General features: G+C 71.8%; 14 protein-coding genes. 11 read left to right on the forward strand and 3 right to left on the reverse strand.

Annotated features, from left to right (window positions below; all coding sequences use genetic code 11):
* Window positions 1-412: 412 nt before the first annotated feature.
* A complete protein-coding gene (locus IE177_RS20485; protein WP_229816175.1) occupies window positions 413-3016 on the reverse strand; it encodes a PA14 domain-containing protein in 2604 nt (867 codons plus the stop codon).
* Between the two features lie 159 nt (window positions 3017-3175).
* Here IE177_RS20485 and IE177_RS20490 point away from each other — a divergent pair, with 159 nt between their 5' ends.
* The 5 genes from IE177_RS20490 to IE177_RS20510 all read left to right on the forward strand — a co-directional run bounded on the left by IE177_RS20490 (window position 3176) and on the right by IE177_RS20510 (window position 8961).
* A complete protein-coding gene (locus tag IE177_RS20490; protein ID WP_190016781.1) occupies window positions 3176-4189 on the forward strand; it encodes a LacI family DNA-binding transcriptional regulator in 1014 nt (337 codons plus the stop codon).
* A gap of 169 nt (window positions 4190-4358) precedes the next feature.
* The gene (locus tag IE177_RS20495; protein WP_190016782.1) at window positions 4359-5456 is read left to right on the forward strand and encodes an ABC transporter substrate-binding protein; all 1098 of its coding nucleotides are present in this window, start codon (window positions 4359-4361) and stop codon (window positions 5454-5456) included.
* Between the two features lies 1 nt (window position 5457).
* Window positions 5458-6975: a sugar ABC transporter ATP-binding protein gene (locus IE177_RS20500; protein WP_190016783.1), complete on the forward strand. Its 1518-nt coding sequence runs from the start codon at window positions 5458-5460 to the stop codon at window positions 6973-6975.
* Window positions 6968-7930 carry an ABC transporter permease gene (locus tag IE177_RS20505; RefSeq protein ID WP_190016784.1) on the forward strand — a complete coding sequence of 321 codons (963 nt, stop codon included), beginning with the start codon at window positions 6968-6970 and terminating at the stop codon, window positions 7928-7930. Before IE177_RS20500 ends, IE177_RS20505 begins: the two co-directional genes overlap by 8 nt.
* Window positions 7931-7953: 23 nt before the next feature.
* Window positions 7954-8961 carry an ABC transporter permease gene (locus IE177_RS20510; protein ID WP_190016785.1) on the forward strand — a complete coding sequence of 336 codons (1008 nt, stop codon included), beginning with the start codon at window positions 7954-7956 and terminating at the stop codon, window positions 8959-8961.
* A 225-nt stretch (window positions 8962-9186) separates the two neighbouring features.
* On the opposite strand, the gene IE177_RS20515 is transcribed toward IE177_RS20510, so the two are convergent.
* Window positions 9187-10017, reverse strand: a complete 831-nt coding sequence (locus IE177_RS20515) for a dienelactone hydrolase family protein (protein WP_190016786.1) — start codon at window positions 10015-10017, stop codon at window positions 9187-9189.
* A gap of 135 nt (window positions 10018-10152) precedes the next feature.
* Between IE177_RS20515 and IE177_RS20520 the strand changes: the two genes are divergently transcribed.
* The 3 genes from IE177_RS20520 (at window position 10153) to IE177_RS20530 (ending at window position 12334) form a co-directional block, all read left to right on the forward strand.
* Window positions 10153-11217: a GlxA family transcriptional regulator gene (locus IE177_RS20520; RefSeq protein WP_190016787.1), complete on the forward strand. Its 1065-nt coding sequence runs from the start codon at window positions 10153-10155 to the stop codon at window positions 11215-11217.
* Between the two features lie 171 nt (window positions 11218-11388).
* Window positions 11389-11667, forward strand: coding sequence for a GlsB/YeaQ/YmgE family stress response membrane protein (locus IE177_RS20525; RefSeq protein ID WP_190016788.1), 279 nt, complete (start codon window positions 11389-11391; stop codon window positions 11665-11667).
* A 121-nt stretch (window positions 11668-11788) separates the two neighbouring features.
* Window positions 11789-12334 (forward strand): cysteine hydrolase family protein, encoded by a 546-nt coding sequence (locus IE177_RS20530; protein ID WP_190016789.1) that lies wholly within the window; start codon window positions 11789-11791, stop codon window positions 12332-12334.
* A 72-nt stretch (window positions 12335-12406) separates the two neighbouring features.
* On the opposite strand, the gene IE177_RS20535 is transcribed toward IE177_RS20530, so the two are convergent.
* A complete protein-coding gene (locus IE177_RS20535) occupies window positions 12407-13531 on the reverse strand; it encodes a S8 family peptidase (RefSeq protein WP_190016790.1) in 1125 nt (374 codons plus the stop codon).
* 160 nt (window positions 13532-13691) lie between these two features.
* Between IE177_RS20535 and IE177_RS20540 the strand changes: the two genes are divergently transcribed.
* From IE177_RS20540 to IE177_RS20550, 3 genes are all read left to right on the forward strand, one after another.
* Window positions 13692-13904, forward strand: a complete 213-nt coding sequence (locus tag IE177_RS20540; RefSeq protein WP_190016791.1) for a helix-turn-helix domain-containing protein — start codon at window positions 13692-13694, stop codon at window positions 13902-13904.
* Window positions 13905-13985: 81 nt separating this feature from the next.
* Entirely contained in the window at window positions 13986-14144 is a 159-nt protein-coding gene (locus IE177_RS20545) for a hypothetical protein (protein ID WP_190016792.1), read from the forward strand.
* 227 nt (window positions 14145-14371) lie between these two features.
* Window positions 14372-16051, forward strand: coding sequence for a serine/threonine-protein kinase (locus tag IE177_RS20550; protein ID WP_190016793.1), 1680 nt, complete (start codon window positions 14372-14374; stop codon window positions 16049-16051).
* The last annotated feature ends 1 nt before the right edge of the window (window position 16052 follow it).

Consider the following 16052-nt stretch of genomic DNA (forward strand, 5'->3'; position numbering starts at 1 on the left):
CGCCCCAGCCCTACCCCCAGCAGATGCGCCGGCTGTGCCACAGCGCCGATGGGGTGGCCGACCCCGACATCGCCGGCCTGTGTCACCAGGCGTGGGGCTAGGGTCTTTCGTTCGGCGGCGGCGCGGCGCTGTCGCGGGCCGTCGCCGCGTGGGATGCGGCCAGGCCGGATCAGGGAGCGGGGTCTGGTGGTGGGGGTACCTCCCACGCCTTTCGGCGCCCTCCACTCCCCCATCGGCAGGGTGCGGCCCCGGCCCAGCGCGGCGTGGACGCCGCACGTGGGCTACGGACCCGGCCCGGTCCGCCCGCCGTCCGTGCGGTGGGGGGACCGGGCCGGGGCCGGTCACGGCAGCGCCCGAGGGCAGTGGTCCGGCGGTTCGCGGGGAGGCGGTGGCCGGTACTGCCTCCCGAAGGTCAGGTGCAGCCCGCCACCTCCGCCCGTGACGCGTCGTCGATCAAAGCCTCCTGAGCCGCCTTCAGACGCCGCACGTCGGGCTTGGTCACCTTGCGGTCGTACGTCATCAGGCCGTTGAGCTCGCCCTCGACGTCCGATATCTGGGTGTACACGGCACCGTTGCCGCCCTCGCAGGCCAGCTCGTGCACCTCGCCGAGCTTCTTCAGGTAGTCGTCGGTGTAGGTGCTGGGGTCGACGTCCACGTAGGACTGCTGCACCGACCAGGCGTGGCCGGGCACCGCGAGGCCGAGACCGCCGTACTCACCCGCCACCAGGGCGCGTCGTCCGTCCGGACGCGGTGGCAGGGCCGGGCTCGGATAGCCGTGCTCGTCCATGACGTCGCCCGCCCCGCCGTCCGCGCCCAGGTTGAGGCCGGACATGTTGTTCACCAGACGGGTGGGGTCCCAGGCCTTGGCCTGGGAGGCGACGCGGCCGATGTCGTACTGGCCCCAGCCCTCGTTGAAGACCACCCACATGACGATCGACGGGCTGCTGACGTGCTCGTCGATCATCTGTTTCATCTCCCGCTCGTACTCGGCGCGGGCGGCGGTCGACGGGTTCACCCCGGCTGTCATCGCCGGCATGTCCTGCCACACCAGCAGGCCGAGCCGGTCGGCCCAGTAGAACCAGCGGTCGGGCTCGACCTTGATGTGCTTGCGGACGGAGTTGAATCCCATCCGCTTGTGCATCGTGAGGTCGTGGGCCAGGGCCTCGTCGCTGGGCGCGGTGTGCAGTCCGTCGGGCCAGAAGCCCTGGTCGAGTGTGGCCATCATGAACACCGGCTTGCCGTTGAGGACGGTGCGCGGCACGCCGTCGACCTTCTCCACGGCGATGGAGCGCATCCCGAAGTAGCTGCCCACGCGGTCGTCGCCGACCTTCACCTCGAGGTCGTAGAGGAACGGATCGTCCGGCGACCACAGACGGGCCTTCGCAATCCTCAGGGTGAGGGGGCCGCCGGTGGTGCCGGTGACCGTGGCCACCCGGCGTTTGCCTTCGTACGCGGTCGCGGTGACCGGTACGCCGTCGCGTACGCCCCGCGGCTCGACGGTGAGCGTGCCGGTGTCGACGTGCGGGGTCAGCTTCAGCTGGTCGACGTGGTCGGCGGCGACGGGTTCCAGCCACACGGTCTGCCAGATGCCGGAGGACGGCGTGTACCAGATGCCGCTCGGGTCCAGGCGCTGCTTGCCCAGCGGCGGGTTCTCGCCGCCGGCCGCGTCCGTCGGGTCGTAGACGCCGACGATCAGCTCCTGGGTACGGCCGGGCTTGAGGGCGTCGGTGATGTCGGCGCCGAACTTGTCGTAGCCGCCCTTGTGTTCGGCGACCCTGGTGCCGTTGACGTAGACCTCGGCCTGCCAGTCGACGGCGCCGAAGTTCAGCTGGAGCCGCTTGTGGTCGCCGACCTTCCAGCCGGCCGGGACCGTGAAGGTACGGCGGTACCACATGCGGTCCTCGTGCCGTTCGATGCCCGAGAGCTGGGACTCGACGGGGTAGGGGACGAGGATGCGCTCACCGAGGGTGCGGCCCACCGGCGGCTGTTCGCCCTCCTTGGCCGCGGCGAACTGCCAGCTGCCGTTGAGGTTTCGCCAGGCGTCGCGGGTCAGCTGGGGTCTGGGGTACTCGCGGTGGGCGTCGGCCGGGGTGACGTCGTCGGCCCACCTGGTGCGCAGTTCATGGGTGGAGTGGTTGGCGCCGCTGCTCCAGAACGCGCTGACAACGTTGCCGTCCTTGCCGGTGAGACCGCCCTCGCCGTCGTAGCGGACGTCCGCCAGGCCGGGGGCGGTGCCGGACTTGTTGCCGACGACGGGTTCCTTCAGGGCGACCAGCAGGGACTTGTGGTCGGTGGAATCCAGCCGGGCGGCGCCCAGCGGCCAGGTCGCGCCGCCGATGACGGCGTCGAGGTGGCCGGTGAGCCCGGTGGGGGGCTCGGCCAGGGTCTGGGCGAAGTCCAGCCGCAGGGTGCGGCCGTCCTTCAGGACGGTGGTGGCGATGGCACCGTTGTACGCGTACCCCTCGGGCAGCAGGAACGCCGACCGGGGTACGGCGGTCTTGGTGCCGCCCGGCGGCGTCCAGCGCAGGTGGAGGTTGGAGCCCCCGTAGTGCTCGAAGTACTCGACCTTGATGTCGTATGCCTTGCCCCCGGTCAACTCGACCGGGGTGCCGGTCTGTTCGCGGTCCCAGTCGTCCACCCAGTGGTCGATGACCAGCTTGCCGTCGACCCAGAGGCGGAAACCGTTGTCGCCGGTGATCGAGAAGGTGGTGGCGCCGGTCTTCTCGGGCACGATCCGGCCGGTCCAGCGGACGCTGACGTCGTCCGACCGGCCGGTGGCCGAGTTCAGGCGGGACTCCAGCGAGTCGAAGTCGAGCTTCGGGTCGAATCCGGTGGCCTTGAGCCGGTCGAAGTCGAAGGCTCCGGGGGCGGACTGGGTGTAGTACTCGCCCTTGAGGCCGTGGACCTCGACGGGGTCGTCGGCCGCGGTGGCGCTGGGCGCCGCGGTCAGTCCGGCCAGGCCCAGGGTGGCGGCCAGGAGGAGTGACAGGCGATGTCCGAAGGATCTGATGCGCACGGATCTCCCTATGGCTGAGGAAGGGTGGCGGCTCGGTGCTTCAGTCTGTACAACGTTGGAAGCGTGGCAGTTGGCATGAGAGCACGGCTCCCGTCCGCTGTCCAGGGTCATGACAAGGCTCCGCCCTCCGGAGCTCCCATCGATGCCGAGGAGATCCCCTTGCGGGTCAGCCTGAAGGACGTGGCCGAGCGGGCCGGCGTCTCGATCAAGACCGTGTCCAACGTCGTGAACAACTATCCCCACGTCACACCGGCGATGCGCGCCCGGGTGCAGGAGGCCATCGACGAGCTCGGCTACCGGCCTAACCTGACCGCGCGGCACCTGCGCAAGGGCCGCACGGGGATCATCGCGCTGGCCGTGCCGGAACTGGGCAACCCGTACTTCGCCGAGCTGGCGAGCGCGGTGATCGACGCGGCGGCGGAACACGAGTTCACCGTGCTGCTGGACCACACCCGCGGCAGACGCGAACAAGAGGTGCTGGTCAGCCAGGGATTCCGGGCCCGGGTGATCGACGGGCTCATCCTGAGCCCGCTGGAGCTGGAGGCCGAGGACCTGCGCGGGCGGCCCGACGACGTGCCGCTGGTGCTGCTCGGCGAGCGCGAGTACGACGCCCCGCACGACCACATCGCCATCGACAACGTGGCCGCCGCCCGCGCCGCGGTACGCCACCTGCTGGGCCGGGGCCGTACCCGGATCGCCTACCTGGGCGCCCGCACGGACTCCGCCAACCGCCCGGCCCACCTGCGACTCGTGGGCTGGCGGGAGGAGCTGGCGGCGGCCGGGGTGCCGGCGCCGGACGGCCTGGTGGTGCCGGTGGGCGGCTGGGACCGGGACGACGGCGCCCGGGCCATGGCCCAGCTGCTGGACTCGGGCGTGCGGCCCGACGCGGTGTTCGCGCTGAACGACCTCATCGCGGTCGGTGCGATGCGGGTGCTGCACGAGCGCGGACTGCGGGTGCCGTGGGACGTCGCCGTCGTGGGCTTCGACGACATCGCCGAGGGGCGTTTCGGCGCGGTGTCGCTGACCACGATCGCACCGGACAAGCAGGCCATCGCCCGGATGGCGGTGGGCTCGCTGCTGCGCAGTCTGTCGGGGCGCGGAGAGCCCGGCGGACGCGAACTCACCGCCGAGTTCCGGCTGGTGGAACGGGAGAGCACGCTCGGGCGGCGGTGACGCGGGGTCCCGGACGCCCCGCCGGGATTTCGGGCGGGAGGGTTTACAGCGTCCTTCCAACGATGTAAAAACCTCCCCTGAACGACGTGCACGCCGAGTTGACCGCAAGAGCCGTCCTACCCCCGTGAGCGCCACCGGCGCACCGGGGCCACGCCGTTTGGGGACTCCCATGAAGCCCACAGCACCACTGCGTCGCGCCTGTGCGCGGACCCTCCTCGCCGCCGGCCTCGCCACGAGCCTGGCCCTGATGACCGGATGCGCCAAGTCGGAGGACGACTCCGGCGGCGACAGGGGCGCCTCGCAGGGCAAGGACGCAGGCCAGGTCGTCGCCTCGCCGAGCGGCGGTACGGGACCTTCCTGCGCCATCGACGCCTACGGCGGCGAGAAGCGGGACCTGAAGTCCGCCACCGTCGGGTTCTCCCAGTCCGAGAAGGAAGCCAACCCCTTCCGTATCGCGGAGACCGCCTCCATCAAGGCCGAGGCGCAGCAGCGGGGCGTCAAGCTGCTGACCGCCAACGCCCAGTCGCAGTTCTCCAAGCAGATCAGCGACGTCCAGGACCTCATCGCCAAGGGCGCCGACCTGCTGGTGATCGCGCCGCTCAACTCGGACGGCTGGGAGCCGGTGCTGCGCGCGGCGTCCGCCAAGCACATTCCGATCGTCACGGTGGACCGCAAGATCAACGCCGCGGCCTGCAAGGACTATGTGAGCTTCATCGGCTCCGACTTCGTCGAGCAGGGCAGGCGGGCGGCCGACCGGATGATCGGGGCGACCGGCGGCAAGGGCGAGATCGCCGTCCTGCTCGGCGCGGCCGGCAACAACGTCACCACAGAACGCACCAAGGGCTTCGAGGACCGCATCAAGGAGAAGGCCCCGGGCCTGAAGATCGTGTTCCGCCAGACCACCGAATTCTCCCGGGAGAAGGGCCAGTCGGTCACCGAGAACCTGATCCAGTCCAGGCCCGGGATCAAGGGCATCTACGCCGAGAACGACGAGATGGGCCTCGGCGCGGTCAACGCCCTCAAGAGCGCGGGCAAAAAGCCCGGCGCCGTGAAGATCGTGACCATCGACGGCACGCGCAACGCCGTGCAGGGGATCGTGGACGGCTGGATCTCCGGCGTGATCGAGTCCAACCCGCGCTTCGGTCCGCTGGCCTTCCAGACGCTGGACAGCTTCGCCCGGGGCGAGAAGGTGGCCCAGGACATCGTCATCCAGGACAGCTCCTACACCAAGGACAACGCCGAGTCCGACCTGGGCAAGGCCTACTGAGATGCTCACCGTCACCGGACTGTGCAAGACCTTCCCCGGCGTCCGGGCGCTGTCCGAAGTGGACTTCACCGCCCGCGCCGGGGAGGTGCACGCCCTGGTCGGCGAGAACGGCGCGGGCAAGTCGACCCTGATCAAAGTGCTCACCGGCGTGTACCAGCCCGACGCAGGCGAGCTGTCCTGTGACGGCTCCCAGGTTCGCTTCGCCACCCCGCTGCAGGCGCAGCAGGCGGGCATCTCCACCATCTACCAGGAGGTCAACCTCGTCCCGCTGATGAGTGTGGCCCGCAATCTGTTCCTCGGCCGCGAACCGCGCGGCCGGCTGGGGCTGATCGACTTCCGCCGTATGCACCGGGCGGCGGAGGACACCCTGCGCGCGATGGGCATCCGGGTCGACGTCCGCCGCCCGCTGCGCGAACTGGGCGTCGGCGCGCAGCAGATGGTCGCGCTGGCGCGTGCCGTGGCGGTCGACGCCCGCGTCGTGATCATGGACGAGCCCACCTCCTCGCTGGAACCCCGCGAGGTGCGCACGCTGTTCGGGGTGATCCGCACCCTGCGGGAGCGGGGCATCGCGGTGATCTACGTCAGTCATCGCATGGACGAGCTGTACGAGATCTGCGACGCGGTCACCGTGCTGCGGGACGGCCGGGTCGTGCACACCGGCCGGCTCGCCGAGCTGGACCGGCTGCGGCTGGTGGCTCTGATGCTCGGGCGGGAGATCGGCGAGGTGCGCGAGGAGGGGCTCACCAAGTTCACCGGCTCCCGCGACACCGCTGCCCGACCGGTGCTCGAGGCCGAGGGGTTGCGCATCCGCCATCAGCTGGACGGGGTCTCGGTGTCCCTGCGTCCGGGCGAGGTGGTCGGTCTGGGCGGGCTGCTCGGCTCGGGACGCAGCGAGACGGCCAAGGCCATCGCGGGCGCCGTGCCCGTCGACGGCGGCCGGGTCGTGGTGGCCGGTGAGCCGGTGCGCGCCGGTTCCACCGCGGCGGCGATCCGGGCCGGCATCAGCCTGCTCCCCGAGGACCGCAAGACCGAGGGCATCGTGCCGGGTCTGTCGGTGCGGGAGAACATCGCGCTCGCCGCGCTGCCGGGGCTGTCCCGGTTCGGCCTGGTCGACGACGCCCGTGTCGACCGGATCGTCGACACCTTCATGAAGCGGCTGCGCATCAAGGCCGCCGGCCCGCACCAGAAGGTGGGTGAACTGTCCGGCGGGAACCAGCAGAAGGTGCTGCTCGCCCGCTGGCTGGCCCTGCACCCCAAGGTACTGCTGCTGGACGAGCCGACCCGGGGCATCGACGTGGGCGCCAAGGCCGAGGTGCAGGCACTCGTCGACGAACTCGCCGACGACGGCCTGGCGGTGCTGCTGATCTCGTCCGACACCGAGGAACTGATCGAGGGCAGTGACCGTGTGGTCGTCCTCAAGGACGGCGCGGTGGTGCGCGAGCTGACCGGCGACGCCGTCACCGAGGACGAGCTGATGCGCGCGATCGCCGCCGTACCGGCCGGAGGGCACGATGACTGAACTGAGCCTCGCCCCAGGCGCGGTGGACCGGGACCGGGCGCTGCGCCTGCTGCAGGACTACGGCGTCTACGGCGGGGTGCTGGCCCTGCTGCTGTTCAACTTCGTCTTCACCCCGCATTTCGCCTCCGCGGAGAACTTCCGCACCCAGGCGGTCCAGGTCGCACCCGTGCTGATCGTGGCCCTCGGCATGGCGCTCGCCATCGGCACCGAGGGCGTCGACCTGTCGGTGGGCTCGGTGATGGCGCTGTCCACGTCGCTGCTGTCGCTGTACCTCGGTTACGGACCCTGGACCGCCACGCTGATCGCGGTGGCCGGCGGCGTCGTGGCCGGCCTGGCGAGCGGGGCGCTGGTCGCCTTCGTCGGCGTCCAGCCCATCGTCGCCACGCTCGCTTCGATGGTCGCCGCCCGGGGTCTCGCCCTGGTGCTGCTTCCCCAGCTCAAGGACGTCCACGACCCAGGTCTCGCGGCCCTCGGCTCGGGGGACGTGCTGGGCGTCCCCCACCTGGCACTGATCGCGGCCGCGCTGGCACTGCTGGTGGCATTCGTCGTGCGGCGCTCGACGTTCGGCCGGCAGTTGCTGGCCATCGGCGACAGCCGGCCGGCGGCCCGCCTCGCCGGACTGCCCGTGCGCCGGGTCCTCGTGGTGGTGTACGTCTGCTCCGGCGCACTGGCCGCGATCGCGGGAGTGCTGGCGACCGCCCGGCTCACCGCGAGCGACCCCACCTCGCTGGGCACCCTGATGGAACTGTCCGCCATCACCGCGGTCGTGGTCGGCGGCACGCCGCTCAGCGGCGGCCGGGTCCGCATCGGCGGCACGGTCGCGGGCGCCGTACTGATCCAGCTGCTCACCACCACGCTCGTCAAGCACGACCTGCCCCCGTCGTGGACGCAGATCGCGCAGGCCGTGGTGATCGTCGCCGCCGTCTACGCGGCACGCGAACGGGGGAAGCGATGACCACGGACACCGGGGAAGCCACCATGCGGACAGAGACCCCCGCCGCCCGGGCCGGCGACGAACCGCCGGGCGCGAGCCGTTCGGAGCGGCTGAGCGCGCTCGCCCAGCAACACGGCGCGCTGGTCACCCTGGTGATCGCGGTGATCGTCGCCTCGCTCGGCTTCGACACCTTCCTGACCGGTGACAACCTCAAGAACATGGCGCTGTCGTCGGCGTTCCTGGCCGTCGTCGCGCTCGGCATGACGTTCGTCGTCGTCACCGGCGGCATCGACCTGTCGGTCGGCTCGCTGTTCGCGCTCGGCGGGGTGCTCGCGGCCTGGGGTTCGCAGTACGGCACCGCGGTGGCGCTGCTGCTGCCGCTCGCGGTGTGCGGGCTCGTCGGCCTGCTCAACGGGCTGCTGATCGCGCGCTCGGGCCTGGCCCCGTTCATCGTGACCCTGGCCGCCATGCTCGGTGCTCGCGGTGTCCTGCTGGCGCTGACGGACGAGGGTTCACGGACCTATCTCGTGGACAAGGACACGTTCTTCGCCGGCCTGGGGCAGGACTCGCTGCTCGGCGTCGGCGTGCCGGTGTGGATCACCCTGGTGCTGTTCGTGCTGGGCGCGGTGGTGCTCCGGCGCACGCGCTTCGGGCAGTACGTGTACGCCGTCGGCGGCAACGAGGACGCGGCGGCGCTGATGGGAGCACCCGTGGCCCGTACCAAGGTGGCCGTCTACACGCTGTCCGCGCTGTGCGCGGGCCTCGCGGGCGCGCTGAACGCGGCGTGGCTACTGTCGGGGGTGACGATCCTCGGCTCCGGCATGGAGCTGGAGGCGATCTCGGCGGTCGTCATCGGCGGCACGCTGCTGACCGGCGGGTTCGGGTTCATCAGCGGCTCGCTCGTCGGCGTGGCGCTGCTGAAGGTCATTCAGAACGTCATCAACCAGATCGGTTCCCTGGACTCGGCCTACCAACAGGTGGTCAGCGGCGCCTTCCTGGCGGTGGTCGTCGTCGCGCAGACGTGGCTGGGGCGCCGACGGCGGGTGCTGTGAGCGGCCGGCACTTCGCCGCTCCGGCCTCCGCCGGTCCTCCGGTGCCGCGCCGGTCCGGTGGCGTGGCCCGTCGAAGCGCCCGTGGTCCGCGTGCATGACCACGGGCGGTCAACGAGCGTCCGCGTCAAGCCGGGCTAGTGCGCGCCCGGAGTGGTGAAGGCACGGTGCGCGCGCCCATGCGCCCCCGGGCTGCGGCTGCCATCGCCTTCCACGCGGCGGCAGGAACTAGGTGCCGGGCAGCGATCGGTCCCTCTGCGGATGCAGGCGGTCGGTGAGGAAGGCGAGGATCTCGTCGCGGGCCCGGACCGTGGGGTGACCGGCCTCGTCGACGAGATGGGCGGTGACGACGCTGTGCGGGGTTCCGACCAGCTCGGCGAAGAAGGGCGGCGGGGCCGGGTTGGCGGCGCTGTCCGGGAGGACACGCCCGTCGAAGGCGTCGCCGAGCAGCGCGCGGTAGGCGGCGAAGCGCTGCCCCGTGCACCAGCGGTCTCCCTCGAAGCGGTAGGCGAGGACGGTGAGTCCGTCACCGTGGAGCCGTTCGCGTACCGCGCGCGCGTCCGCCGCGTCGAGTTCCAGCCCGCCGGGGTCGTCGAGCGGCAGCGACGGGTGGTTGACCACCGGGGCGATCACCGCGGGCTCCAGGGCCATGGCGAGGGCGAAGTTGCCCGTGAAGCACAGGCCGATCGCACCCACTCCCGGCCCACCGCACGCGGTGTGGGCCTGGCGCGCCAGGCCGCGCAGCCAGGCCGTCACCGGACTGGTGCCACCACCGGCGAAGGCGCGGAACTCCGCGCTGACACAGGCGCGGCGGACGACCTCCCGGCCGCCGGCCACCGTGGGGAAGACACCGTCCGTCCCGAACAGGGAGGGCACGTGGACGGTGAAGCCGGCGTCCCGCACCCAGCGTGCGAGCCGCAGGACGTCGGGGCTGATGCCCGGCATCTCGGGCAGCACCACGACCGCGGGCCCGGCCCCGGCCACGTACACCGTCTTCTCCACCCCCTCCACGGCCACGCTCCGGCGGGTGAAGTCGGTGATCGGATCGTCGTCGCTCATGGGGTCAGCCTGGTCCCGGGACCGGCCACCGGGTGAGGGGCGGGATCGCCGGTGCCAGGGGTAATCTCGCCACACGCCCGGCGGCGACCGGTGCGCGGTGGGCGATCCGGGACCGGGGCAGGGGGCGCACGGGCGATGGCGGAGGCGGCACGGCAGGCACGGCAGGCATGGCAGGCACAGGACGAAACAGGTCCTGGCGACGGGCCGGGGGCGCTGCGGGTCGGGGTGCTGGCCTATCCCGGCTGCTTCGCCTCCGAAGTGTTCGGCGTCCCGGACCTGTTGACGATGGCCGGGCATGTCGCCGGGCCGGAGGCGCCCGGCTACCGGGTGTCGGTCGTCTCGCCCCGCCGCCGGGTCACCGCCTCGGGCGGCGCGAGCCTGGACGTGCGTCCCTTGCGTGAGGTCGACGTCCTGGTGGTCCCCGGCTTCGAACTGCCCTTGGACACGGACCTCGACGTGCGGCTCGCCGGGCTCGCCCCCGAGACCGCGGCGATCCGCGCGCAGGCGGCAGCGGGAACCGCCGTCGTCTCGCTGTGCGTCGGCGCGTTCCTGCTCGGCGGGGCCGGCCTCCTCGACCGGCGCCGGGCCACCACGTCCTGGCTGTACGCCGGCGAACTGGCGAGGCGCTTCCCCGGCGCCGACGTGCGGCCCGAGCACCTGGTCGTCACCGACACGGGCGTGACGACCACGGCGGCGTTCAGCGCCATGTACGACTTCGCGCTGGACCTGATCCGCCGGCACAACGGCGGCCGGGTGGCGCGCACCACCGCACGGCTGGCGCTCGTCGACGACGTGCGGACCTCCCAGACGCCGTACGTCGACCCGCGGCTCCTCCCGCAGCCCGGCCGGGAGTTCTCCCAGCGGGTCATGCGGCGACTCGACCAGAACCTCGCGGAGCGGTACGACCTCGCCACGCTCGCGAACGCCTTCCGGGTCAGCAGCCGCACGCTGCTGCGCCGCTTCGCGGAAGAGACCGGACGCAGCCCACTGGCTCATCTGCAGGCCTCCCGGGTCCGCCGCGCACGTCACCTCCTGGAGACCACCGACCGCACGGTCGCCGCCGTCGCCGCGGCCGTCGGCTACCGCGACCCCGGCACCTTCGCCGCTCTCTTCGCGCGCCACACCGGCCACTCCCCGAGCGCCTACCGGGCGGCCTTCCACCGCACGGCCCGGGCGTCCGCTCCGGACGGCGGAACCTAGGACTGCCGTCGGCGCCGCCGGGGGCCGCCTCGGTGCGTGTCCGGCGCCCGGCACGGCACCCCCTGTTTCCGGAAGTAACGCCACCGTGATGAACAGGAGACGTTTGTACGAGCGCAGACGGTGCAGACGAGGAGCTAACACAGTCTTTATACGACGAGAGGGAGACGCATCATGGGCATCCTCGCTTGGATCATCATCGGCCTGCTCGCCGGCGCCATCGCCAAGGCCATCATGCCGGGCAAGGACCCCGGCGGCATCATCATCACCATGCTCATCGGCGTGGCCGGGGGTCTGCTCGGCGGCTGGCTCGGCAAGGTGATCTTCGGCGTCGACTCCGTCGACGGGTTCTTCGAACTCTCCACCTGGATCGCGGCGATCGTCGGCTCCCTCATCCTGCTCGCCCTCTACCGCGTCGTCACCGGCAACCGGCACTCCCACCGTCACGCATGACCCGCTGACGCCGCACGCACCCGGACGACGGCTCCCTCCTGCGCACACAGGACGGGAGCCGTCGCCGTCGTACCCGGCCCTCACCGGTTGCCGCATCGCCCATCCGTGGAACTCTGACCGTATGAGCAAGACCGCGCTGATCGTCATCGACATGATCAACACGTACGACCACAAGGACGCCGATCAGCTGATCCGCTCAGCAGCACCGGTCGTACCGGTCCTGGCCGGTCTGCTGCGCCGCGCACGGCGTCACGGCATCCCGGTCATCTACGTCAACGACAACTTCGGTGAGTGGCGTTCGCACCACGGCGAGCTGCTGGAACGGGCTCTGGCCACCCCTCACGCACGTCTTGTCGAGCCCCTGATGCCCGACGAGGACTCACTCTTCGTACTCAAGGCCCGCCACTCGATCTTCTTCGAGACTCCGCTGCACTACCTGTTGCAGGAGCAGGGTGTCGACCAGCTCGTGCTCGCCGGCCAGGTGACCGAGCAGTGCGTGCTGTACTCCGCCCTCGACGCGCACATCCGGCACTTCGAGGTGATCGTCCCCCAGGACGCCGTCGCGCACATCCACGAGGACCTCGCTCGTGCGGCGCTGCGGATGATGAAGCAGAACATGGGCGCCCGAGTGTGCACGAGCGAGGACCTCTGGGCCCCTGAGGAATGACCGCGGCCGAGTCCGAGGTACGGATGGGCACGGTCACCGGTCTCCCGGGGCGAGGGAAGCGGGCGGGGCGGATCAGAGGCCGCCGGTGTTGAGGAGCCGGTTGGGGGTGTCGGAGCGGACGCCGCGCACGACGCCGCGGGTGGCCGTGCGGTCGAGCCAGACGTGGACCTCGTGGGCCGTGGCGTGGGGGTGTGCCGAGAGGTACAGCGCGATGACGCCGGTCGCGTGCGGTGCGGCCCAGGACGTCGCACCGTCGTCCTCCGTGGTCGTGCCGCCGCCGGCTAGGGCGGCGGTCACCTTCTGGCCGGGGGCGTACAGGTCCACGCACCGCCCGTAGTCCGATCCGTAGGAGCCGCCGTCGCTCCACACCCGGTCGTCGGAGGTGGAAGCCGCCACGACGATCGTGCCGGGAACGCCCGCCGGAGAGTGCTTGCAGGCGTCGTCGTGGAAGTTGCCGGCCGAGACCACCGTCGGGATTCCCGCGTCGACCATCTTCTTCACCGCGGACTCCAGGGCCGCCGACCGATGGTCGAGGTTGAGCGACATGTTCACCACCGCGGGCTTCTGCGCGTGCGCGGTGACCCACTTGACCGACTTCACCAGGGCCGCCTCGGCCGCCGACGGGGAGCCGCCGCCCTCGCTGTCGCACAGGATGCCCTGGACCCGTACGAGGTCCGCCTTGGGCGCCACTCCGTACTTCGCCCCGCCGATGATGCCCGCGACGAACGTGCCGTGGCCGGTCCCCGCCTCGCTGAAACAGTCGCCGGAGTCCTTCGGGCCCACGAAGTCGGCGCCGAGGTGGGCGCGTCCGCCGAACTCCTTGTGGGCGACGTCCATTCCGGTGTCGATCACGTAGACGTGAACGCCCTTGCCCGTGGCGGTGGTGGTGAGCTTCCCGTTCAGCGGCCGCGACCGCTGGTCCAGGATGTCCAGGTTCCACGGCACGTGCCGGGTGGTGGGCGAAGCCGCGGTCCGCGCGATCCCGGACAGCTTCTCCAGGCCGCCGGAGGTCACCGGCGCCGCACCGGACGACGCCGCGGTCCCGGAAGACGCCGCGGACGCCTCCTTCCCGTGTGCGGACGCCTTTCCGTCGCCGTCTTCGCCCGCCGCACCGGATTGCCCGCCGCAGGCGGAGACTCCGAGCGCTGTCGCCATGGCCACCACCATGAGACCGGCCTTCCGCATGCTCCGCGTCATGACGTCCCCCTGCTCCCGCTCCGTACACAGTCAGCGCACAAGACGGCCACCGGGAGCGGGCGGTTCCCGCGGTGCCCGGCAACCGCCCGGACAGGTCGTATGGGGAACGGCGCTGCGGGAACCCGTTGATCAGGCCTCGACACCGCGAGAGGAGATCTCAGTGCACAAGGGCAAGTGGATAACAGGCAGCGCGCGCAAGGAGCTGGCCCGGACGTTCACCAGGGAGTACAGCGAGGGGCGTTCCATCCGCTCCATAGCCGAAGCTCACGGCCGGTCGTACGGCTTCGTGCACCGCGTGCTGACCGAAGCCGGCGCAACCCTCAGGGCCCGGGGAGGCGATGTGCGCGCCGGCTCCGCCCAGTCGGCTCGATGACGGACCGACCGCCGGTCACCGGGTGGTCGAACCTCACGGGGCCCCGGCGAGAGCAGGGGACCCCCTGGCAGAAGGAGTGACATGTCGGAAGTTCTCCAGCGACTGAAGCAGTTCGCGAAGAGTCCGCAGGGCCGGCGCACGATCGAACAGGTACGCCGCACCGCGGCCGATCCCCGTCGCCGTGCCCAGGCCCAGCGGCTCTTCGGCAAGTTGCGCGCCCGCCGGTCCGCGGGCATGTGACCCGCACCGGTGGACGGCCCCCGTCCTCGTGCCGGTGACCGGCCGGCACGGTGCGGGCGCAGCAGCGGCGGGCCCCGCGAGGGGACGGCTGCCGCGCCGTCAGACGGCAGCCCGCGAGGCGGGGGCGCATGCCTGCCGGCGGGGCGCCCGCGTATTCTGCTGGCCGCCCGTCGGGTCCGCGCAGCGTCATCGTGCCGGAGGCGCGGCGGGGAGATTGGGGGGGGCACGTGGAACCACTGCAGGCAACGGACCCGGTCGCGGTCGGGGGGTACCCGCTCCTGGCCCGCCTCGGCGCGGGGGGCATGGGCCAGGTCTATCTGTCACGGACACCGGCCGGGCGGCCGCTCGCGCTGAAGACCGTGCGCGCGGACTTGGCGGCGGCACCGGACTTCGAGCCGCGGTTCACCCGCGAGATACGGAACAGCGACCGCGTCCGCTCGCCGTTCACCGTGTCCGTCGTCGACCACAGTCCGCCCGGCCATCGCCCCCAGTGGCTGGCGACGGAGTACGTCGCCGCGCCCTCGTTGGCCGAGTGGGTCACCGTGCACGGACCACTGCCGCCGCCCATGGTCCGTGCACTGGCGGGCGAACTGGCCGCCGCCCTGGCCGCTGTCCACGCCTGCTCACTGGCGCACCGTGACGTCAAGCCGTCCAACATCCTCCTGGGCCGCGAGCGTCCCATGCTCATCGACTTCGGCATCGCCCGCGCGGCCGACGACTCACGGCTCACCCACAGTGGCGGGGTCATCGGCTCGCCGGGCTACCTGGCCCCCGAGCAGATCTCCCACGGTGTCGTCACCGAAGCCGGTGACGTCTTCTCGTTCGCCTGCGTCGTCGTGTTCGCCGCGGCAGGACGCAGTCCGTTCCAGCACCCCGGCGAAGACGTCTCGGCGGCCTCGCTGCTGTACCGCATCGTGCACGAGCAGCCCCACGTCGAGGGCGTACCACCGGAGCTGCTGACCGTCGTGACGCGCTGCCTGGCCAAGGAGCGCGAGCAGCGGCCCACCGGCAAGGAGCTCACCGAGCTGCTGACGCGGCGCCCCGCCCCGGACTGGTCCCGGGCCCTGCCGGCCGGCCTCGGCCACGAACTCGCCGCCCGCCAGGCGGACGTCTCGCGCCTGGTCGCGGCACTCCCGGTACCGGCGGCGCCGGCGGCGCTCACGGACATTGCCGGCCCGCCGCCCACGGCCGGCCCTGTCCCCCCACCCTCGGCTCACCGGCCTTCCGGCGCGTTCGGCCCTCCCCCGCCCCTGGGCGCGAGCACGACCGCCCCCGACGACCCGCCGGGCGGCGGAACGGACTCGGCGCCGTCCAGTGCACGCGAGCCGCGCATCTTGTGGACAGCGGTCGCGGTCGTGCCCGTCGTCGCGCTGGTGATCGCGCTGCTGCACCCGTTCGGCAGCGACCGCGAGGGAGGCGGAGCGGGAACGGGCGCCGAGGGCGGCGGGCGTTCCCCGGCGTCCTCTTCACCGGCGTCCTCTTCACCGGCCGCCGCCACGCTCCCCGTGAAGTGGGCGGGTGTGTGGGCCGGCAGGGGCCCCGGCAATCCGCGGGCCGACGGGCGGCTGGCGCCCCGCACCACCGCCTTCGAAGTCACCCTGACCCTGCACCCGGCCGCCGTCGGGGAACTCGCCGGAAAGCAGGTCAGCAACGTCACGGAGGCCGGTACCGGGCGGGAGGTCGGCTGCACCGAAGCCCTCGAACTGCGCGGGGTACGTGGAACCACGGCTACCTTCGAGGCGGTCACCAGCCACCCCACTGACCGTGCCGCCACCCTCCTCACGTGTGAGAAGGGGCATGTGTACGTCGTGAAGCTCACGGACGGGGACACCCTCTCGCTCGGCGAGGAGGGTGCCCAGTCCGCCGGCGCGCCTTCCCTGCTGCGTCGTGCCGAGACCACCGGCTGAG

This window comes from Streptomyces lucensis JCM 4490, assembly GCF_014650035.1.
GTDB lineage: Bacteria > Actinomycetota > Actinomycetes > Streptomycetales > Streptomycetaceae > Streptomyces > Streptomyces lucensis.